We start from the raw sequence: 19,997 nt of genomic DNA on the forward strand, positions 1-19,997 counted from the left end.
TCTACTCCGCTGTCGGCCGGCGCATCACGAGGGTGCTCACGTTGCGCCCCGCGACGAGCTCGTACGCGAAGACGTCCACCGCGGTGAACGCCAGGAAGACTCCCAGGCCGCCGATCTCCCGCTGGGCGAGCGGCACGTCGAGCGCGGGCGCCCGCATGCCCTGCCTCGGGTCGAACGCCGGGGCGTCGTCCTGGAAGCGGACCCACACCTCGCCGGGGTCGATTCCGCCTTCGACGGTGATCTCGCCGGACTCGCCGTGGTATCCGTGCAGGACGATGTTGGTGGCCAGCTCGTCGGCCGCGAGGCGGAGCCGGTACAGCGAGCTCTCCGGGAGGCGGGCCCGCTCGCCGAGACTCAGGACGAAGTCGGACACCGGTTCGAGCGAGTCGAGCGTCGCGGCGACACGGAGTGCGTTCGTCCCGCCGCCACCGGGCGCCTGCGCGACGCCCGCTGCCCTGGTGGCCCCTGCGGCCTCGAAGTCGAACGTCATCTCGGTGCGTCCCTTCAGGCGTCCACGAGATCGATGCTGTGGTCGAATCCGGCCAGCCGGATGGTCCGGGCCACCGGCTCGGAGGCGCCCACCACGGCGATGCGCACGCCGTCGCCCATCTTCTGGCGGGCGAAGACCAGGGAGCGCAGGCCCGCGCTGGAGAGGTAGCCGAGCCGCTCGGCGCGGATGACCAGTTCGACGGCGCCGGCGCCGGCCGCCTGTCCGACGGTGTCGTGGAACTCGCCGGCCGTGGAGGCGTCCAGCTCCCCCGCGAGGTCGATGGTGGCGATCTTGTCGTTGATCCTCAGCCGTACGTCGAAAGCCATGGGGTTCTCCTTCTGAGTCGGTCGGGTCGGTCGGGTCAGTCGGGTCAGTCGGGTCGGCCTGTCGTCCGACGGGCCGCGCGCCCCACGAGGACGACCGCGCAGTGGGCCTGGAGGTGGAAGCGCCCGGGGTGCTCCAGCTCCGGCTCGGCGCCGACCGGATGGACCGCGGTGCCGGTGTCGGCGAAGAGGTGCCAGCGCTGCCCCTCGGGCAGGGCGGGAAGCTCCAGGTCGTGCGCCTCCCAGTGCGCGTTCACGGCGACGTACACGTGGTCGTCGGCCACGCTGCCCCCCTTGGCGTGCCGGCCGCACCGCATCATCGCGAGCACCCGGCCGTGGCCGGCCCAGTCGGGTGCCCAGGCGTTGACGCCGTGCCAGCTGACGTCGGGGTAGCCGCTGCCGACCCGGTCCGTGCCGGTGGGGTGGTCGCTGGTGCGCAGGACCGGGTGGGCCCGCCGGAAGGCGATCAGCTTCCTGGTGAAGTCCAGGAGCCCTGCGTTGGCCTCGACCAGGCCCCAGTCGAACCAGGACAGTTCGTTGTCCTGGCAGTACGTGTTGTTGTTGCCGAGCTGGGTGCGGCCGACCTCGTCACCGGCCAGGATCATCGGTACGCCCTGGCTCGTGAGGAGGATGGTCAGCAGGTTCTTCATCTGCCGTGACCTCAGCTCGCGGACGTGTGCGGAGGCGCTGGGCCCCTCCTCGCCGCAGTTCCAGCTGTCGTTGTCGTTGGCTCCGTCGTTGTTGTTCTCGCCGTTGGCCTCGTTGTGCTTGTCGTTGTACGAGACCAGGTCGGCCAGGGTGAAGCCGTCGTGGGCGGTGACGAAGTTGACCGACGCGGACGAGGTCCGGCCCTGGTACAGGTCGGGCGAGCCGGCCATCCGGGTCGCCAGCTCGCCGACCAGGCCCGGCTCGCCCTTGACGAAGCGCCGGACCGTGTCGCGGAACTTCCCGTTCCACTCCGACCAGCGGCCGTAGTTGGGGAAGTGGCCCACCTGGTAGAGGCCGGCCGCGTCCCAGGCCTCCGCGATCAGCTTGGTGTGCCGCAGGACGGGGTCGTGCGCGAGCTGTTCGAGCAGCGGCGGGTTGGGCAGCGGGGTGCCGTCCGGGGCCCGGTCGAGGATGGCGGCGAGGTCGAAGCGGAAGCCGTCGATGTGGTATTCGGCGACCCAGTGGCGCAGGCAGGAGAGCACGAAGTCCCGCACCACGGGGTGGTTGCAGTTGACGGTGTTGCCGGTCCCGCTGAAGTTGTAGTACTCACCGCGGGGCGTCAGCATGTAGTAGGTGGCGTTGTCGAGTCCGCGGAACGAGATGGTCGGGCCCTGCTCGTTGCCCTCGGCCGTGTGGTTGAAGACCACGTCGAGCACGACCTCGATCCCGGCCCGGTGCAACTCCTTGACCAGCGATTTGAACTCGTCGGCCTGCATGCCGAAGGGGCCGGTGGCGGCGTAGCCCGCCTTGGGGGCGAAGAACGAGACGGTGTTGTAGCCCCAGTAGTTGTACAGCCGGTCGCCGGTGACCGGGTCCGTGCGGGGATTGTCCAGCTCGTCGAACTCGAAGACGGGCAGCAGTTCCAGGCAGTTGACGCCCAGGTCCCTCAGGTACGGGATCTTCTCCCGCAGTCCGGCGTACGTGCCCGGCGCCGACACCTTCGAGGAGGGGTGCCGGGTGAAGCCGCGGACGTGCGTCTCGTAGATCACCAGGTCCTCGGCGGGGATGCGCAGCGGGCGGTCGCCGCCCCAGTCGAAGTCGTCGGCCGGCACCTGCGCGCGGTAGTGGTAGACGTTGTCCCAGTCCGGTTCCCGGCCCCACACCTCACGGCCCGAGATCAGCCGCGCGTAGGGGTCGCTGAGCACCTTGGTGCCGTCGAAGCGGTCACCGCTGCCGGGGTCGAAGGGGCCGTCGGCGCGGAACCCGTACTCCAGGTTCTCCGTGTCGAGCCCGAAGACCGTCATGGCGTACACGCTGCCGGTGCGGAACTCCGGCGGGAACTCCAGTTCGGCGCCGGGCCGTGCGGCGCCACGCTCGAAGAGCACGAGGCTCATCGTGGTGGCGCCGTCGGAGTAGACCGAGAAGTTCACGCCGCCGGGCACCGGGGTGGCGCCGTACGGGAAGGGCCGTCCCGCCCTGACCCGGTACGGGCCGATCCGGTGCGTGGGGAAGGCGTCGACGCGCTCCCTGACGTCCTGGCCGCTCATCGGCCCGCACGTTCCAGCTCGGCGTCCAGGTCCTCGGCGACCCGGAAGAAGTCCAGGAACCCGGTGGCGGACATGACGAAGGAGACCTCCTCGGAGAGACCGACCAGGGTGATCTCGGCGTCCAGCTGCTGGGCGTGGCGGTGCACGATGAGGAGGGTGCGCAGGCCGGCACTGGAGATGTACGAGATCCCGGTGAGGTCGATCAGGAGCAGCGAGCCCCGCCCGATGAACGGCAGCAGCTGGGCCTGCAGTCCGCCGGAGGTGGTCGAGTTGATCTCGCCCTCCAGGGCCACGACGGTGGCGCCGGCGAGCACCTGCGAGCTGACCTTGACAGTCATCCCCTGACCTCCGGGCGGGAGTCGGCTTCGAGGCGGACCCTGACCTTGACGCGGCCCGAGGTCACGGGCAGCCGGACGGTCAGGGCCTGGGCGTTGAAATCGGTGTGCTCGGCGCCGTCGACCTCCACGGCCGCGATACGCACGGCGCCGGCCGGCAGCAGGTCGGGGGAGACCCGCAGGACGCGGTCCTCGATCAGGGCCGGGTCGGGCTTGAACCAGAGGTCCATCGGCTTGCCGCCGGCGAGCAGGTTGTTGTAGACGGCCGCCAGGTAGCACAGCTCGGCCGAGTGGTACATCGACATGGAGTGGCTGCCCTTGAGGCGCTCCACGCCGAGGAGGTAGGGCAGGCCGCCGGCCGTGGTGTTGAAGTAGACGGCGCCCTCGTCGTGGTCGAGGAAGAACGCGTTGTAGAACGCCTGGGCGTCCCGCGCCTCGGTGCGGAAGTCGAGCCGCCCGGTGACGCCGTGCAGGATCAGGTAGGCGAGGATCGCCTGCTCCTGCTGCCACCACGCCTTGCGGTCGTGCCAGGCGAAGCGGAAGCGCTCCTCGCCGTCCACCCGGACGCGCTCCACCACGTCGTACCAGCCGCCCCGCTGCCGGTCGCCGCCGACCTCGGGCATGGACTCGCCGAGGGAGACGGCCGTCTGCAGGTATGCGTCCTTGGGGCGCAGGGAGTGCATGCGCATCAGGTTCCAGGCGATCTTCAGGTTGTGCCCGACGACCGCGCGGTTCTGCTGCCACCCGTGCGTGGTGTCGGGCGACCAGTCCTTGTGGAACCGTTCCTGCACGAACGGGCTGTTCTTCGGGTCGGGGAAGCGCTCGACGATGGTGTCGAAGGTGTACTCCAGCATGTCGGCGTACTTCTGCTCGCCGGTGGCCAGGTACAGGTTGACCAGGTACGCGGGCGCGTGGTCGCCGACCGAGTTCCAGTTCTTGCGCGCGAGGTTGGGCCCGAGCGAGGAGTGGTGCGGGGAGAGCAGGATCGGGTCGATGTGCGAGTAGTACCCGCCGTCCTCGGGGTCCAGGTAGAAGCGGTCGAAGAGCCGGATGGTGGCGTCCGCGTCGGCCTTGATCCGCGGGTCGCCGGTGATCCGGTAGGTCTGCACGGGTCCGGCGAGCGCGTAGATCTGCTCGTAGGCGGGCAGGGCGTCGTAGTCGTCGGAGAACTCGGACGTGAACAGCTTGGTCTCGACGTCCCCGTCGACCTTGAGGCCGTGGTACCAGTACACGACGTTCTCGTCGGTGTCCACGAACCGCATGTGTTCGCGCAGGTACTCGGTGCCGCGTTCGGCGACCTCCAGGTACTCGTCCTCGCCGGTGAGCAGGAAGGCGGAGGCCATGCCGTAGACGAGCCGCGAGATGGTGTCCGTCTCCTGGACGTGGCTCGCGGTCTTGTCGCCGCCGAGCCGTATCTCGGTGCGGTAGTCGGCGAAGTCGACGGGGCCGTCGCCGAACTGGGCCCTGCGGTAGAAGCCGGCGATCTCCTTGATCTGCCGGATCCACCAGCCGGCCTCCTCGAAGCGGAAGTCGTCGGCGTCGCGCCCCACGAAGATCAGCCGCTTGGCCTCGAAGCGCAGTGTCTCGCCGTGGGGGTAGAAGACTCCGTGGGCGAGGACGAAGGTGTCCGGGGAGAGCAGCTCGTCGATGTGGCCCGTGGCGTCCTGGTAGGGCTCACCGAGATTGTGCAGCAGCTCCGCGCCGGGGCCGCCGTCGAGGCTGATGTCGAAGGACCGGCCGTCGGCGGTGGCCATGGAGAAGACACGGGCCTGGCGGTCGAAGCCCGACACCCGTCCCGCGATGGTGTCCGAGAAGGTGAAGTCGACGTTCCTGGCACTTTCTGACATGGCTGTCACACCCCTCGCAGCACGAGTTCGTCGATGATGGTCCTGGCGAAGAGATGGCAGTGGTCGCCGGTGCGGCCGGTCACCAGGTCCCCGTCGACGACGACGTCCTGGTCGACGTAGTTGGCGCCCATGTTCCGCACGTCGCCGAGCAGGTTGTTGTGGCAGACCACCTTGCGTCCGCGCACCACGTACGGGATCGACGAGGCCAGCCACATGCCGTGGCAGATGATCCCCTTGATCACGCCCGAGCGGGCGAAGGCCCGGCGCAGCAGGTCGGTGGCGGGCGCGAGCCGTTCGAGGTCCTCGGTGTAGCGCAGCCGGTCGGCGACCATGCCGGAGGGCACGATCAGGGCGCCGTACTCGCGCAGCCGTCGGTCGTCCAGGTCCTCCAGGCTGCGGGTCACGGTCAGTGGGGCCCGGTGCTCGTGGCCGGTGAAGGTGATCGACTCGTTGCCCCACATCCGGGTGACGAAGTCGACGTGGGCGCCCTCCTCGGCGAACCGGCGCCGGTAGTAGGCCATCTCGGGCTCGTAGAAGTCGCTCTCCGCCAGGATCGCGATCTTCCGCCCGCTGAGCACGCCGTCACGGGACGGTACGTCAGCCACGGTGCCCTCCTTCGGTGGTCCGCAGGTCGATGAGGAACGGCTTGTCGTCGGCGAGCATCCGCTTGACCGCGTCACCGACCTGGCCGTGGTCGTCGACCCGCAGGGCGTCGACCCCGAACCCCTCGGCGATCCGCGCGAAGCCCAGGTCGGGGTGGGAGAGGTCGAACGGCGTCGGGTAGGCGTGCGGTGCCACGTCCCGCTCGCGCCAGTACTGCTCGATGTTGTGGTCGAGCAGCTTGTAGCCGCGGTTGTTGCAGACGACGAACTTGGCCCCGATGCCGTGCCGTACGGCGGTGTAGAGCGCCTGGAAGGTGTACATGGAGCCGCCGTCGCCGGTGAAGCCGATCACGGTCTTGTCCGGGTGGGCCAGCTTGACGCCCATCGCCCCGGGGATGCCGACACCGAGGGAACCGCCGCGCGTCGAGAACCAGTGGCCCGGCCGGCGGCCCGGGAGGTGGGCGGCGAGCGCGCCCGAGGCGGTCAGCGCCTCGTCGAAGACCATCACGTCGTCGGGCGCCAGGCCCGCCAGTTCCCGCAGGAAGGCGTGGAGCAGCGACCCGTCGTCCGCCGCGGTGGCGGCGGCGGGCCGTTCGGCGCGGCGGGCCCTCAGGCGTTCGGAGGCCGCCGCCCGGTCGAGTTCGGACAGGTCGCCGGCCAGCCGCGCGCGGAGCGCGGACAGCGTCTCCTTGGGGTCGGCGACCAGGCCGAGGGTGACCGGGTGGTTCTTGGCTATCTCGTAGTCGTCGAGGTCGATGTGGACGATCCGGGCGTCCGCGCGGAACGGGTCACCGGTGTCGGGGAAGACCTCGGGGAAGGCGTACGTGCCGACGATGAGGACGACGTCGGCGTCCTTGACGGCGGCCGTGCTGACGGAGCCGAACATGTGGCCGAGGTCTCCGCGGTAGAGCGGGTGCCTGACGTCCAGATTCACCTCGGAGTAGTTGACGCCGTAGACGTCGGCGCCGAGTTGTTCGGCGACCCGGACCAGCTCCTCCTGGGCGCCGGAGGCCGCGACGCCGTCGCCCACGAGGACGACCGGCCGCTCGGCACCGGTCAGCAGCCGCGACGCCTGCGCCACGAGCGCGCCGGCCGGTGCGCTGCGGGTGCTGGGAAGGGACGTCGGCACGATCTGCTCGGTGTTGAGGGCGTCGAGCACGTCGAGAGGAAGCGCCACGAAGACCGGGCCCATCGGGGGCGTCATCGCCATCTTCATCGCCCGCCGCAGCACCCGCAGCACCGAGCGCGGGTCGGTGACGCGCGTCGCGTACTTGGTCACGGGCTTCGCCATGGCGACCAGGTCGGCCGCCATCTGGGCGTCCATGGCCTCGTACCGGACCCCCGACTCGCCCGCGATCGTCAGGATCGGCGAGTGGCCGCGCTTGGCCTGGTAGAGCATGCCGATGGCGTTGCCCAGGCCGACCCCGCTGTGCAGCTGCAGGAGCGCGGGCCGGCCGGTGGCGCGGGCGTAGCCGTCCGCGATCCCGACCGCGACGGTCTCCTGCAGGGTGAGGATGTACTGAAGGTCGTCGTATTCCTCCAGCGCGTCCAGGAATCCCTGCTCGACCGTTCCTGGATTGCCGAACATGAAGGGAATTCCGTCGGCGATGAACTGCTCGATGATCGCCGCATTGCCCTGCCTGGCCATGTCTGCCTTCTCTCGATTTCTCAATCGTTTCCGTGCATTACCAGCCGAAGCGGCGCAGGCCGTCCTCGAGCACCTCGACGACCTTTTCGCCGGTCAGATAGGAATCCGGCGTCGAACGTCCGGTGATGAACGGGTAGTCCACGATCACCGAGGTCTCCTTGCCGAAGTTCCCGATGTAGCGGCCCTCGGGTCCGGTGGCGTCGCGCAGGATGTACTCCAGCGGGTACGGCGGCGGGCCGATCACGAAGTCGGTGCCGAGGAATCCGGTCCCGTCCTTGTAGTCGTACTCCTTGCAGTGGCCCGTGACGTGCTTGCCCCGGATGATGGACCTGCGGTCCTCCCAGTCACGGGCGAAGGCCAGCGGCGCGACGCCGTAGCACTCGGCGGCGATCGGCTTGTCGGCGCGCAGGAAGGCCAGGATGATCTGGTGCACCCGCTCGTTGTTGGCGAGGTCCACGACCGGACCCGAGCCGCCGACCAGCAGCAGGGCGTCGTAGTCCTCGAGTTCCTGCGCCACCACGTCGACCGCCCGGTGGTAGGCCTCCAGCTCGCGCAGGTAGTCGTCGTCCGCCGTGTAGGGGCGCTCCGGGATCCAGCGGGAGATGTCGATCGGGTCGTCGAGGCGGGTGGAGCCGTCGATCTCCCGGGTGAGCTTCGCGACCTCCTCGGAGGTGACCGAGCGGCCGAGCGGCGGGTCGACGTACCCGGGGTCCATCGACGGCGGCAGCGCGTGCGCGCGCTTGCCGGTCGGGGTGGCGAACTCCACCTCGTAGCCCCGCTGGTCGAAGTGGTGCAGGGGCCCGACCAGCTCCTCGCCCCAGTAGCCGTACTCCGACAGGATCACGAGGATCTTCTTGGCGTTCTTCCTGGGCACGCCGGCTCCTTCGGTCTTGGGTTCGGGATGGTCGCGGATCTGCGGGTCAGCGGTCAGCGGGCCTCGGGGCCGAGGATCCAGTTCTCCTCGGCCGCCAGGGAGAAGACGTACTTCTGGTCGACGATCTCGTCGCGCGCCGCCTTCACCTGCTCGGTGAAGTAGGCCGAGCGCAGCGCCTCCTCCAGGGCTGCCACGTCGTCGAACCACAGCTGCTCGACGCTGTCGAAGGCCGCCTCACCGAAGACGTAGGCGCCGTCCACGGTGTGGGCGTGCAGGTAGCGCCGCAGTCCCGGGGTGCCCTTGACGACCGAGGCGTAGGAGTCGAGGGTCTGCTTGCGGTAGTCGTCGAGGGCCAGCCCCGAGCGTCGCTTCTGCAGCACGGTGAGCTTGGCCCACTCGCGCCCCCGGGCCGGCGGCGGGCCGGGGACGATCTCGTGGGCGGTGGTGTCGATGACGATGGTCTGCCAGAAGGCGGCCCAGTTGGGCTCGTCGAGCCGGGCCCCCTGCAGGAACTCCTCGGTCTGCAGCGAGGCCAGCTGCTCCTCGCCGTTGTCGAGGAAGATCTCGGCGATGCCCTGGTGCGGCAGCGCCGGCGCACCGAGGTTCCCCTCGACGTCCACCACCGTGTCGACCATGTACTTGCGGATCTGCGGGATCTTCGATGCGTAACGCACCGCGTGGACATTCACCCAGTAGTCCTGGAATTCCTGCGCGGTCATACCCGGCTTGGGCGCCGCCAGAATGAACTGGTGGATCATCGTATTCTCCTTTGGACGGGCTTGTTCATCATGTCCAGCGGCCATCAGGAAAGCCAAAGAAGCGAAATCGACTTTCTGAACTGCCGCGCCGGTGGCGCGCACCGCTGTCAGTCGGCCTTCAACTCGGGCGGATAAAGGAAGTAGTTGGCCGCGGAGGCGGCCTGTGCGCCTTCCTGTACCGCCGCCGAGACCTGGTGGGAATGGGGCGCGGTGATGTCCCCCGCCGCGTACACGCCGGGGACCGACGTGTGCTGCTCCGTGTCCACCTCCACATAGCCGTGCGCGTTCAGCCGGACGCCGAGGCCGCGGGCCAGGGCGGTCTCCGGGGTGGCGCCCTGGATGGAGAACAGGGCGTCCAGCAAAAGGCGTTCACCGCCGCGCGTGACGATGGCCGACAGCCGGCCGTCCGCGCCCTCGGCCGCCTCGATGCCGTCGTGCACGATCGGTACGCCGGCCGCGGCGAGCCGGCGTCTGAAGCGGGTGCTGATGTCGTCCCTGCGGCTGTTGGTGAGCAGCCGGACCTGTCGGGTGAGGCTGTGCAGTTGCATGGCCTCACCCGCGGCCGCGTTGGTGTGTCCGACGACGAGGATGCGGCGCCCGCGGCTCTCGTACCCGTCGCAGGCGATGCACCAGAACATCGAACGGCCGACGTAGTCCTGCCAGTCGGGGAAGTGCGGGAAGTGGTCGAGCACACCGGTGGCGAGGACCACCGCCCTGGCCCACCACACGTGGCCCTGCGCCTGGACCGTGAAGCCCCGCCGCGCGTCGCCCACCACACCGGTCGCGCGGTGCGCGGCGAAGCGGACGTGCGGGTAGCGGGCGAGTTGGCGCCTGCCCAGGTCGCGCAGTTGCGTGGTGGCGATGCCGTCGGGGAACCCGAGATAGTTGCGGTTCGTCTGGTGGTGGGTCGATCGCCCCTGCCCGGTGTCGAGGACCAGGACCCGGCGTCCGTAGCGGGCCAGCTGGAGCGCGGCGGACAGTCCCGCCGGGCCGCCTCCGACCACCGCGACGTCCGCGCCGCCGGCGACGTTCAGGTCGTCCGCGCCGTCCGGGTGGTCCGCGCCGTCCGGGGCGCCCGTGTGGGTGGCCGCGGTCACGGCCCCTCCCTTCTCGTCGGTGCGCCGACGCGGTCAGTCCGTGAACCGGCCGCCGTGCGCGAGCCGGCGCACCGCGGCGAGCGGTATGGGCAGCCACTCGGGCCGGTTGCGGGCCTCGTAGAGCGCCTCGTACACGGCCTTGTCGGCTTCGAAGGCCCGCAGCAGCACGGGGCTCGTGCGCGGATCCTGGCCGCCCGCCGCGGTGTAGCCGGCGCAGAAGGCGCGCCTGCTGTGGACGGCCCAGGCCGAAGCCCGGCGCGCCAGGCGGGTGCCGTGGATGTCGCGCGAGGTCCGCTCCCCGGGCGGGACGCCGAGGACCTCGCCGAGGGCGTGGTGTGCCGCGTAGTCGAAGGAGCGCAGCATGGAGGCGACGTCGCGGACCGCGGGCCGCGGGCGGCGCCGCTCCTCGAAGGGATGGCCGGGCTCGCCCTCGAAGTCGATCAGGACCCATCCCCGCGCGGCCCGCAGCGCCTGTCCCAGATGGAGGTCGCCGTGGACGCGCTGAACGGGCAGCGGGTCGCCGCGCCGCACGACTTCGCGCAGGTCCTGGTACGCCGCCCGCAGCCCGCGCGCGCAGGGGGCGAGGCCGGGCACCTCGACGAGAGCCTCGTCGAGCCGGGCCACGAGGGTGTCGGTCAGCTCCGCGGCCTCCGGCAGGCTCATGGTGCGGGCCCCCAGCTGCTCGGCGAGCGCCCGGTGCACCCGGGCCGTGGCCCGCCCCAGCAGCATCGCGTCGTCGGCGAAGTCGCCCGGCGGCGCGACGGATTCGCGCGCTCCGCGGATGCATGCCTCCGCCTGCGCCGTGGCGATGCTCCAGCCGTCCCCGCGCGAGGCCACGAACTCCTGGAGGATGCACAGCGTGGCCGGTTCCGCGCCGCGCCGGGCGACGGTCTGCGCCCAGGCCAGCGGTGCCGCGCTGGGCACGCCACCGGCCCGCTCCAGCGCGGCCAGCGTCTCCAGCTCGGTGTTGGCGCCCGGCATGATGCGGCGCAGCACCTTGAGCATCATGCGGTCGCCGAAGGCCACCGACGTGTTGGACTGCTCCCCGGTGAGCGCTCTGGCCCGCTGTCCGGCCGGGATCACCGCTCCGGGGACGCGGTGGAACTCCAGGGCTCCGCACGGCTCGGCCGCGACGAAGCGCTCGAGCAGCGCGGACAGCAGCTCGGGGTCGCAGCTCGCCTCGTACAGGGTCAGCGACCGCCCGTTGGGCGTGCGGCCGGTGCCGATGACGGCGTCGGCGGGCACCCCGGTGCCGGGACCGGCCGGCCCGGGTGCGACGCCGACGAGGAGCTGGTAGCACGCGCCGTCGTCGGTGCGGAACACGGTCTGCAACAGCGCCGGTGTGCCCGGTACGACGACTTCCGCGAGCAGGGGGCGGACCTCGGACAGGCGGTGGCTCTTGCCCGCGTACCAGCGTCTGCCGGGCAGCCAGGCAGGCAGGAGCCGGCACAGCTCGTCGACCGTCGGTGCCAGGTCTTCGGCGGTCGGCCCGTCCGGTCGCCGTGGTGTCGCCACGGGCCGGCCCGGCCCGGTCATACGGCGCTCACCTCGGTGCCGCCCGACGGGACGAGGGTGGTCCGTGCGGCGGGCGCGGGCGCGCTGTGCGCGCGGGACGCCGACAGCACGGTGACGGCGTGTGCCAGGGACACCATCGTCATGTGGTGGTGCCAGCCGCGGTACGACCGGCCCTCGAAGTCGCGGATGCCGAGACCGTCGCTCACCTCCGCCAGGTCGCGCTCCACGCGCCGCGAGAGCTGGGCCGTGCGGTACACGGTGCCCAGCTGCGCCTGCGCGAGGTTGGAGAGCCAGAACTCGCTCGGGGAGCGCCGGCCGGGGTCCGCCCAGGCGGCCAGCAGTACGAGGTCGAGACGGTCCGGCCGGCCGGGGGCGGTGGGGCCGGGGCCCCGGCGCAGGGCGACGCGGGCGGCGCCGACCGAGGTGGCGCGCATGGTCCGCGTCGTGTGATCGAACCACTCCACCGGCATGCGCTGTCTGTGCAGCGCGGAGAGCAGACCGGCCGAGCCCACCCAGCTCTCGCCCTTGTCCTTGCCCGCGAGTCCGCCCGGCGTGGCCTTCGGATCGGGAGGCACGGGTGTGATGGAGGACGGGTCGACCCGGACGACGAACGGGATCTGGCGGGTCACCAGCTCCGCGCAGACCGGCTGCGGCGCGGTCTCCCGCAGGTCCATCACCACCGGCCGGCCGCGCAGTCCCCACTCCCGTGCCATCTTGCTCACCGAGTCGACGGCGCACTGCTCGGGCGGGCACGAGCCGACCTCGGTGGGGATGGAGGCACGGCGGCGCCTGTCCTCCTGGCCCGTCCAGCACTCGGGAAGCGCCAGCTGCCAGTCCACGGGACAGCTCCCCCGGTCCCCGGCGAGCCACACGCTCATCGCCTGCTGGCAGTTGACGACCCGTCCGATCTGCGGGACCCACTGCCGTTCCACTCCGACCGAGTGCCGGCCGACCTTCGTGATCACGAGGGGCTGCACCACCCAGGCGCGGGGCTGGGCGCGCTCGATGAGCAGCCGTGCCAGGTCGCCGCGCACCGGGTCGGCGTCCCACGGCGACTTGCTGATGAATTGGTAAAGACTTTGCTCGGCCCCGCTGCCCGCGCCATTGGCGAGAGCGCGCATGGTCTTCTTTCCGCGGACCGCGAGCAGCCCGCGCACATACACTTCGCCCCAGCGCCGCTGGTCGCTTCGCGGAATGGAGCGCAGCGCAGAGAGAACCTCGGAGAATTCTTTCGGTGAAATGTCTTCGGGAAGCGTCTGCCGGTCTTCTGCGGACACTGTTCTCCCCTCTCCATCGAATACGTGAGCCACATCCCGGTGGGCCTGGGACCCGTGCTGCGGGAACCGGGGCCGCCGAATTCGGGCATGCCGCACCGCCGCGTGCCGGGCAGCGGTGTGCGAGGCGCGGCAATGGGGCGGTCAATGCGGAAGAGCGGGTGGTGGACACGGGGCCGGCGGGCGGTGCGGCAGCACCGGCCCCGGCCCCGTGTCCCCGCCTGCCGGTGACGGGGGAATCCCCGGCAGGCCGTGAGCGGGGGCGGGCCGGTCGACGGCTCCGTCCCGCCGTGCGGGGACGCTCAGGCGTCCGTCAGCGGACCGGGCCCGGATACGCGGGCACCCGGTCGGGGACCAGCCGGTCGAACAGCGGGCCCCAGTCGGTGGGTTCCTCCCCCGGTTCGTTGTACAGCTCGAAGGTCGTCCCGCCCGCGGCCGGCAGGCGCAGGGACTGCACGCACGCCTCCGCGACCGCCTTCCTCGAGACCCAGCCGTCGCCGCGGTCGTGCTGCTCCAGGCGCACCCGGGCGCCCGCGACGTCGCCGTCGGTCAGCCAGCTGGGACGTACGACGGTGTACGGCAGGCCCGAGGCGCGCACCTCGTCCTCGCCGCGCAGCCGCCAGTCGAGCAGCCTGCCGTAGGCGTTCATCGGGTGTTCGCGCCGCGTCACGTAGATCTGGCTGACCAGGACGACGTGCGGGCGCCTGCCGCCGTCGGCGGCCGCGGCGAGCACGTTGCGCACCCCGTCGTAGACCGTGGTCCCGGGACTGTGCGGCCCCGAGTCGGCGGTGCCGGGCTCGACGGCGAACACGATTCCGGAGCAGTCGCGCAGCGCGGGCCCCAGGGCGTCCGCGTACCGTACGTCGGCTCGTCGTCTGTCCACTCCGAGCGGCAGCACCGCGTGCTCGGGGGCACGGCTGATCACTCGTACTCGGTGGCCTTCCTCGACGAGCCGGCGTGTGATGATCACGCCGGTCCGGCCGGCCCCTCCGATGACTGCAATGGGGCTGTGCATGGTGCCCTCCAGGGACGAGCGCCGTCACACCCAGCGCAGGATGTCGTCAGCGCGCCTGAGCTCGGTCTGGGCGGGTACGCCGGCCAGCGCCGGAACCCGCAGTCGGGGGTACACGGTGACTCCGCAGAATCGTGATCCCGGCCAGAGCACGGCTCCGTCGCCGATGGCCGAGAACTGTTCCAGTCGCAGTGGTCTGACACGGTCCGAGAGCGCCTGGGCCATGGGGCCCAGGTAGGTGTCGGTGATGTCGGCCCAGGCGCCGACGACTGCCGACTCGCCCACCGCCGACCGGGCGAGGACGGCGCCCTCGCGTATCTCGGCCCCGTCGCCGACGTCCGTGTGCTCCAGGCGTACTCCGGGCCCGATCTCGACGTCGCGGCCGATCCGGACGCCGGGACCGACGACGACCGAGCCGTCGTCGATCTTCTGGGCCAGCGTGGTGCCGGTGACGTCGTCCTTGGTCTGCAGACTGCTCTCGTGGATCCAGCAGCGCGGATCCGTCCGGTCGGGGGCCGCCATCAGCCGGTTCATCTGCTCGTACGCGCCGTCGAGCACGAGCTGGACCGTGTGCAGGTAGTCGGGCACGTTGCCCATGTCGCCAAGGCGTCCGATGGTGTGGGTCGCCACCGGCACGCCTCGTTCGACGAGGTGGGGCAGGAGGTCGCCGCCCCAGTCCAGGCGCTGATGGGAGCGCCGGAAGAGCTCCGGCTCGCGGGCGAGCATCCGCAGGCGGCGGCAGTCCACCAGGTACATGCCGGCGTTGGTCGCGAGGGTCGCGGTGGGGTCGTCCGCCGTCCGCGGGAAGAGCGAACCCAGCTCCGCGATGCCGGGCTTCTCCACGAAGCCGCCGACCAGGCCGCGTTCGTCGGTCCGCATGACGCCGTACTTGCCGGCGATCTCCGACGCGGTGCGGGCCACGGACGCGACCGTGACCACCGCGCCCTCGGCGCTGTGGGTCGCCTCCATCGCCGCCAGGTCGAAGTCGAAGAGCGAGTCGACGGGCAGGACCAGCGCGCGGCCCTGCAGGTCCCACTGCTCGAGGTTGTGCAGCGTGGCACCGGCCGAGCCCACGTTGTACCGGTCGAACCGGGAACGCGAGTAGGTGATGTCGACACCGAAGCGCTCGCCGTGGCCCAGCAGGAGCTTGATCTGGCCGCGGTTCTCGAGGCCGTGGGTCACGACGTAGAACCGGCGCACGCCCTGGGCCCGGCAGGCGTCCGTCATCCACTCGACCAGGCGTCGTCCGACGAAGGGGATGAGCGCCTTGCTCCGGATGTAGTCGGAGGATTTCAGAGTGATCGGCTTGGCGCGCTCGCCTCTGCCGCCGGCCAGAATGATGCCAACTGTTTCCCCGTCACGGTTCACGCCCACTGCCCCCCGCGAATGTGAGTTGTGCGTCGTATTCCGGTTCCCGGTGCACCCGCCCGCCGCCCTAGCGCGGGGCGGTACTCCAGTTCTCGTCGTCCGATTCCGCAAGGGTCCCGGAGACCCTGTGCGGCAATAAAGCAGAATCCGTATCCCGTTTCATTTTCATCCCTTCCGCCGGACGGAAACGGCACCGCGCCCTTCCGCCTCAAACAGCATGGCGTGCAAAAAGCTGGAATCCATGGACGGGTAGGCTCGGGATCGCGCATTGCAGGAAACAGCAAGGGGGAAAAGTGTGCAGAGACTCGGACATAAGTCCACAAACAAACGTCGTGCCGCTGTGCGAGCGAGGGCTGGATCATTACCGGCGCGCGCTGGCCGAGGGTCTCGCGTCCGACGACATCCCGGACTGCCTGATCGAGTTGGGCCTGATGCGGCGGCAGGACGAGACACGTGAACGGTGGGTCGCCGTGCCCCCGGACATCGCCTCCCACGACCTCACGCGCCCGCTGGAACGCGCCATCCTGGCCCAGCAGCACACCGTTGCGGGCATCTACGACGCGCTGTCCGCGGCCGAGGACGTGTACCGCACTCAGCAGCGCGCCTCCGCCGCGTCCGTGCGCCTGCTGCACGGCGCCGACGTGATCTACGCGGCGCTGGAGCGGGCCTCGGACGCCTGCCACGAAGAACTGCTCACCGCCCACCCGGGCGGCGCCCGCGATCCCGACGCGCTCGGCAAGACCCTTCCCCGCACCCTTCGGCTCAACAACCGCGGCGTGCGCCAGCGCACTCTCTACCAGCACTCCGTACGCGCGCACGGTCCGACGCTCGCCTACATCGAGCAGGTGACGCGCGCCGGCGCCCAGGTACGCACCCTCGACGAGATCGTCGAGCGCGTCATCATCTACGACCGCTCGATCGCCTTCATCCCGGACCCCCGTTACGACCAGCAGACGACGGCGCTGGCGGTCGAGCATCCGGCCCTCATCCATTACCTGGTCAAGGCCTTCGACCACGCCTGGCAGCGCGCCGAGCCGGTCACCATCAGCCAGGACGCGGGCCGGCCCCCGCTGCTCACGGACGAGACCCGCCGGTCCGTGCTGCAACTCATGGTCGAAGGCCACACGGACGCGAGCATCGCCAAGCGGCTCGGCATGAGCACCAGGACCGTCTCCCACCACATCAAGAAGGCTTCGGAGACGGTGGGGGGCCGCAGCCGGGCCCATCTCGCCTACCTTCTGGCCCGATCCGGGTTCCCGGAGCCGGCGCGCGACGACTGACGGGAAAGCGGGCCGCGCCCGGACCCGGCCCGCCCGGTCGTTCCGACACCCCCTCACGACCGCAGACCTTCCAGGAGGGAGAGCACCCGGTCGACGTCCGAGGCGGCCTCTGCGCACACCGGGAAGGCCCGGACGTCGCAGCCGGGCATCAGCCTGCTCAGCCGCGACCGCACTCCGTACGGCCCCTGATGCCCGCCGAGCACCACGAAGCGGTTGCAACGCCGGGCGAGTTCGCCCGAGGCCGCGGTCAGGTGGCTGTCGTCGAGGTACACCAGGCGCGCGTGCGCCGCCCCTGCGAAGCGCTCCTGCACCGCGACGGCGAGCCGCGCCCCGTGCTCACCGACCGAGACCAGGCACACCTGGGTGTCCGCGCCACCCCGCGCACGGTCGGCGCCCCAGACGACCGAGGGGATGTCACCGTCGTCCGCACCGGCCCAGTCCGCCGAAACGTCGACCGGCGCGGCGGAGCCCAGGCGGATGTGATGCGGCCGCCCCGAGCGGACGGCGCCACGCACCACTCCCCTGATCTCCCGCACACCGCTCGGCACCGCGATCTGTACGCGTGGGGTGCGGAGCAGGTCCGCCGGGTCGGCCTGGGTGTCCGGCACCACGACCGACGCACCGGCCGCCAGGCAGGACGTCGACAGCCGGGGCAGCCGCGCGGCCCTGACTCCCGCCTCCAGCCCCACCCCGCACACGAACACCCTGAATCCGGCCGTGACAAGGCCTTCGACCATGGTCAACGTGGCGCTCTCGACACTGCCGAGCTGAAAGAACCGGTCCGGATGGGCCGTCTCGAAGGGATGCCGGACACGAGTGGGCAGGGCTTCGACACACACGACCCTGCCGTCCTGTGCACCGGCCCTTGCCAGTTCCTCACGGTAGACGTCTTCCGCGAGGATCGTTGGAGCGCCCACAGTCACAACTCCCTCCAGGTGGGTTCCACAGAATCATACCTTCGCGAAGGTATCAATTTCTGAGACCGGACATCCTGGCGAAATCGAGTGATCGAGTCGACTTATGTCCCAATTAGTCCCTTATCTCCCTGCGTTTGGTCGGCGGCGTGGGCGACTTGCGCCAGAACGCCTGCCGTAGAAACATTCGGCAAAGAATTATGTGGAGACGGGAGAGGCTGCTGAATGAAGCAAGAGAGAGCCATACGGACGCGTGAGGCGATCCTGAACGCGGCCGCGGCCGAGTTCGCCGCCCACGGCTTCGCCCACGCCAACCTCCAACGGGTGGTGGAACGCACCGGACTGACCAGAGGCGCCCTCTACGGTCACTTCGCGTCGAAGGGGGCCCTGGCGGACGAGCTGACGAGTCTGTTCCGGCACGAGTTGTCCGCACTGGCCGCCAGGAGCGGTGCTCGGGCGGTGCCCGCGGCGCGGGCACTACGGGAACTCGTGGTCGAACTGGCGCGTCGCGTCTGCCACGAGAACCGCTTCAGGGCCGGGCTGCGCCTGATGGCGGAGTCTCCCGACGGGGAGCGGGGGGAGATGACCTGCGAGCTGAACGCTCTCCTGCGCGTCCTGACATCGCTGCTGGAGCACAGCGCGGCGGGCGGCGACCCCGAACGACTCGGTCGCGCCCTGCTGTGGACGGTCCTCGGTCTGCAGCACACCCCGACGGGCGGGCGCCACGAGGACGACCTGCGAGAACTGTGTGACGTACTGGCCCCCGGGAAGGGCGGGGGGCCCGCCGCCGAGTCGCCCGGCAGCCGCCGACCGGAGCCCTGAACCGCCCCTGCCCGGATCACATGGCACGCCGGGCGAGGTAGGCACCGAGGTGCGGGGCGTCGCCGACCGCCCTGGGACGCCCCACGCAGTCGAGCAGCGGAATGTCGGACGCGTGGTCACCGTAGGCGTAGCACTCCTGCGGGTCCACGTCCGGATGCTCTCCGAGTACTCGCAGCGCAGCCGAGCGCTTGCCCTCCCCGATCATCGTCCGGGCGACCTCGCCGGTGTAGAGGCCCTGGGCGATCACCGGTGTGGTGCACAGGACCCGGGCAGCTCCCACGTGCTCGGCGATCGGGTCGACACAGGGCGCGAACGACCCGCTCACCAGCACCACAGTGGCTCCGCACGCCTGGTGCCGGCGCAGTTCGCCCAGCGTGGAGCCGATGAAGAAGCCGGGTTCGGCACGACGGGCGTCGAACCATGCGCGACCCGACCGGTACACCTCCGTGGCGCTCTGGCCGGCGAAGGCGTACCGGTAGTAGGTGCGGTTGAGTTCGGCGCGGTCCGCGCCGGCGGCCGCGGCGTCGTGCAGCATCCGGCGTACCTGCAGATACCTCCGCTCCCCCCGGCTGCCGTGGCGGCGGACCAGGTGGAACCTGAGGAAGTCGAAGAGACTTTTGCAGTCGATGAGCGTCTCGTCGACGTCGCTGAAGACCAGGTAGGCCGGACGCCGGGCCGCGGGCGCCTGGGACGGTGCAGTCACGATCCGTTCCTCCGTCGGGCAGTCGGGATGGTCTGCGTGCTCCGTGTCAGCCCTGCGCGGCCACCGGCCCGGGCAGCGAGACGGAGAGGATCCGCTCGACCCGGTCGACCAGGTCGGCCCGCTCGTTGAGGACCCAGGAGATGTGCTGCGCGCCGAAGAACGCGGAAACCAGTACCTGAGCCAGGTCTGCCGGGTCCTTGTCGGTGGGCAGCTGGCCGGCGGCGACCGCCTGCCGACAGTAGTCCGTGACCATGGTCTCGAACCGTACGTAGGGCATCGGCAGATCGCTCTCGATGAGTGACCGCTCGATCTGCAGGCGCGCGCCGGCCCGTACCGTCACGTTGTCGCGAAAGGCCCGAGCGGTTCGCAGAAGCAACTGCTTGACGGCTTCCAGAGGCGGCAGTGCCTCGGCATGCAGAGACTGCCCGATTGTGCCCAGTTGCTCGTAGAAGTCCTTGGCTACGGCGGTGGCCAAGGACTCCTTGTTCCCGAAGTGGAAGTACACGGCACCCTTGGTCAGGTCCGCCAGCTCGGCGACGTCCTGAATCGTGACGCGCGGGAACCCCCGGGCGGCGAACGCCTCGGCGGCCGCGGCGAGCACCTGCGCACGCGTACGTACCGCCCGCTCTTGACGGAGGTCCTTCATCTCGCGCCCGGCAACTGCCGTGCGGGGCCGCCTCGGTGTGTCTGGGGTGGGCATGTGCCTGCTCCCTGGGGTCGCGACCGGAATCCAGTTGAAATATACCTACGAGAATGTATTGTACCGGGCAACGCTCAACTCATCGTTCCACCGCCACCTTTCGACACAGTGCGCAGAGGAAGAGGTCAGCGTGACGTATGGGTCCATTACCGGTGATTCGGACATCCATCGGCAGGAGGGCGGAGCCGCCGCCCTCGACTTACCGTCAGAACCACCCTGCAACTTCCCCCGACCGCGCCC

At 70.5% G+C, this 19,997-nt stretch carries 19 protein-coding genes; 2 read left to right on the forward strand and 17 right to left on the reverse strand.

The features are described from left to right. Position 1: 1 nt before the first annotated feature. From ACGH7X_RS39575 to ACGH7X_RS39640, 14 genes are all read right to left on the reverse strand, one after another. Positions 2 to 490 (reverse strand): ATP-binding protein, encoded by a 489-nt coding sequence (locus tag ACGH7X_RS39575; RefSeq protein WP_399895515.1) that lies wholly within the window; start codon positions 488 to 490, stop codon positions 2 to 4. 14 nt (positions 491 to 504) lie between these two features. Next, complete coding sequence (locus ACGH7X_RS39580; protein ID WP_399895518.1) at positions 505 to 816, reverse strand: anti-sigma factor antagonist; 312 nt, start codon at positions 814 to 816, stop codon at positions 505 to 507. Positions 817 to 860: 44 nt separating this feature from the next. After that, a complete protein-coding gene (gene glgX / locus ACGH7X_RS39585) occupies positions 861 to 3,008 on the reverse strand; it encodes a glycogen debranching protein GlgX (protein WP_399895521.1) in 2,148 nt (715 codons plus the stop codon). Next, a complete protein-coding gene (locus ACGH7X_RS39590) occupies positions 3,005 to 3,346 on the reverse strand; it encodes an STAS domain-containing protein (protein ID WP_399895524.1) in 342 nt (113 codons plus the stop codon). The genes glgX and ACGH7X_RS39590 overlap by 4 nt, the downstream gene beginning before the upstream one ends. Continuing rightward, the gene (locus tag ACGH7X_RS39595) at positions 3,343 to 5,190 is read right to left on the reverse strand and encodes an AGE family epimerase/isomerase (protein WP_399895527.1); all 1,848 of its coding nucleotides are present in this window, start codon (positions 5,188 to 5,190) and stop codon (positions 3,343 to 3,345) included. Before ACGH7X_RS39595 ends, ACGH7X_RS39590 begins: the two co-directional genes overlap by 4 nt. Positions 5,191 to 5,195: 5 nt before the next feature. After that, positions 5,196 to 5,795, reverse strand: coding sequence for a DJ-1/PfpI family protein (locus tag ACGH7X_RS39600; RefSeq protein WP_399895530.1), 600 nt, complete (start codon positions 5,793 to 5,795; stop codon positions 5,196 to 5,198). Then, positions 5,788 to 7,440, reverse strand: coding sequence for a thiamine pyrophosphate-binding protein (locus ACGH7X_RS39605; RefSeq protein ID WP_399895533.1), 1,653 nt, complete (start codon positions 7,438 to 7,440; stop codon positions 5,788 to 5,790). Before ACGH7X_RS39605 ends, ACGH7X_RS39600 begins: the two co-directional genes overlap by 8 nt. 37 nt (positions 7,441 to 7,477) lie before the next feature. After that, a complete protein-coding gene (locus tag ACGH7X_RS39610; RefSeq protein ID WP_399895536.1) occupies positions 7,478 to 8,314 on the reverse strand; it encodes a type 1 glutamine amidotransferase domain-containing protein in 837 nt (278 codons plus the stop codon). Between the two features lie 53 nt (positions 8,315 to 8,367). Beyond that, positions 8,368 to 9,072, reverse strand: a complete 705-nt coding sequence (locus ACGH7X_RS39615; RefSeq protein ID WP_399895539.1) for an EthD domain-containing protein — start codon at positions 9,070 to 9,072, stop codon at positions 8,368 to 8,370. Positions 9,073 to 9,179: 107 nt separating this feature from the next. Beyond that, positions 9,180 to 10,169 (reverse strand): NAD(P)/FAD-dependent oxidoreductase, encoded by a 990-nt coding sequence (locus ACGH7X_RS39620; RefSeq protein WP_399895541.1) that lies wholly within the window; start codon positions 10,167 to 10,169, stop codon positions 9,180 to 9,182. Between the two features lie 33 nt (positions 10,170 to 10,202). Then, positions 10,203 to 11,705, reverse strand: coding sequence for a maltokinase (locus ACGH7X_RS39625; RefSeq protein ID WP_399895544.1), 1,503 nt, complete (start codon positions 11,703 to 11,705; stop codon positions 10,203 to 10,205). Beyond that, positions 11,702 to 13,057 (reverse strand): IS701 family transposase, encoded by a 1,356-nt coding sequence (locus tag ACGH7X_RS39630; protein ID WP_399895547.1) that lies wholly within the window; start codon positions 13,055 to 13,057, stop codon positions 11,702 to 11,704. The genes ACGH7X_RS39625 and ACGH7X_RS39630 overlap by 4 nt, the downstream gene beginning before the upstream one ends. 214 nt (positions 13,058 to 13,271) lie before the next feature. Beyond that, the gene (locus tag ACGH7X_RS39635) at positions 13,272 to 13,973 is read right to left on the reverse strand and encodes an SDR family oxidoreductase (RefSeq protein WP_399895550.1); all 702 of its coding nucleotides are present in this window, start codon (positions 13,971 to 13,973) and stop codon (positions 13,272 to 13,274) included. A gap of 24 nt (positions 13,974 to 13,997) precedes the next feature. Then, complete coding sequence (locus ACGH7X_RS39640) at positions 13,998 to 15,338, reverse strand: sugar phosphate nucleotidyltransferase (protein ID WP_399895554.1); 1,341 nt, start codon at positions 15,336 to 15,338, stop codon at positions 13,998 to 14,000. A gap of 332 nt (positions 15,339 to 15,670) precedes the next feature. On the opposite strand from ACGH7X_RS39640, the gene ACGH7X_RS39645 reads away from it, so the two are divergent. Continuing rightward, the gene (locus ACGH7X_RS39645; protein ID WP_399895557.1) at positions 15,671 to 16,618 is read left to right on the forward strand and encodes a LuxR C-terminal-related transcriptional regulator; all 948 of its coding nucleotides are present in this window, start codon (positions 15,671 to 15,673) and stop codon (positions 16,616 to 16,618) included. 53 nt (positions 16,619 to 16,671) lie between these two features. Here ACGH7X_RS39645 and ACGH7X_RS39650 read toward each other — a convergent pair whose 3' ends face one another. Next, positions 16,672 to 17,535 (reverse strand): transketolase, encoded by an 864-nt coding sequence (locus ACGH7X_RS39650; protein ID WP_399895560.1) that lies wholly within the window; start codon positions 17,533 to 17,535, stop codon positions 16,672 to 16,674. Positions 17,536 to 17,757: 222 nt separating this feature from the next. Here ACGH7X_RS39650 and ACGH7X_RS39655 point away from each other — a divergent pair, with 222 nt between their 5' ends. Then, positions 17,758 to 18,354: a TetR family transcriptional regulator gene (locus tag ACGH7X_RS39655; RefSeq protein WP_399895562.1), complete on the forward strand. Its 597-nt coding sequence runs from the start codon at positions 17,758 to 17,760 to the stop codon at positions 18,352 to 18,354. Positions 18,355 to 18,370: 16 nt separating this feature from the next. Here ACGH7X_RS39655 and ACGH7X_RS39660 read toward each other — a convergent pair whose 3' ends face one another. Together ACGH7X_RS39660 and ACGH7X_RS39665 are read right to left on the reverse strand one after the other, a co-directional pair. Continuing rightward, positions 18,371 to 19,057: an HAD-IB family hydrolase gene (locus ACGH7X_RS39660; protein WP_399895565.1), complete on the reverse strand. Its 687-nt coding sequence runs from the start codon at positions 19,055 to 19,057 to the stop codon at positions 18,371 to 18,373. Positions 19,058 to 19,103: 46 nt separating this feature from the next. Then, a complete protein-coding gene (locus ACGH7X_RS39665; protein WP_399895568.1) occupies positions 19,104 to 19,757 on the reverse strand; it encodes a ScbR family autoregulator-binding transcription factor in 654 nt (217 codons plus the stop codon). Positions 19,758 to 19,997: the final 240 nt, after the last annotated feature.

It is taken from the genome of Streptomyces sp. BBFR51, assembly GCF_044591655.1.
In the GTDB taxonomy this organism is placed as follows: Bacteria; Actinomycetota; Actinomycetes; order Streptomycetales; family Streptomycetaceae; genus Streptomyces.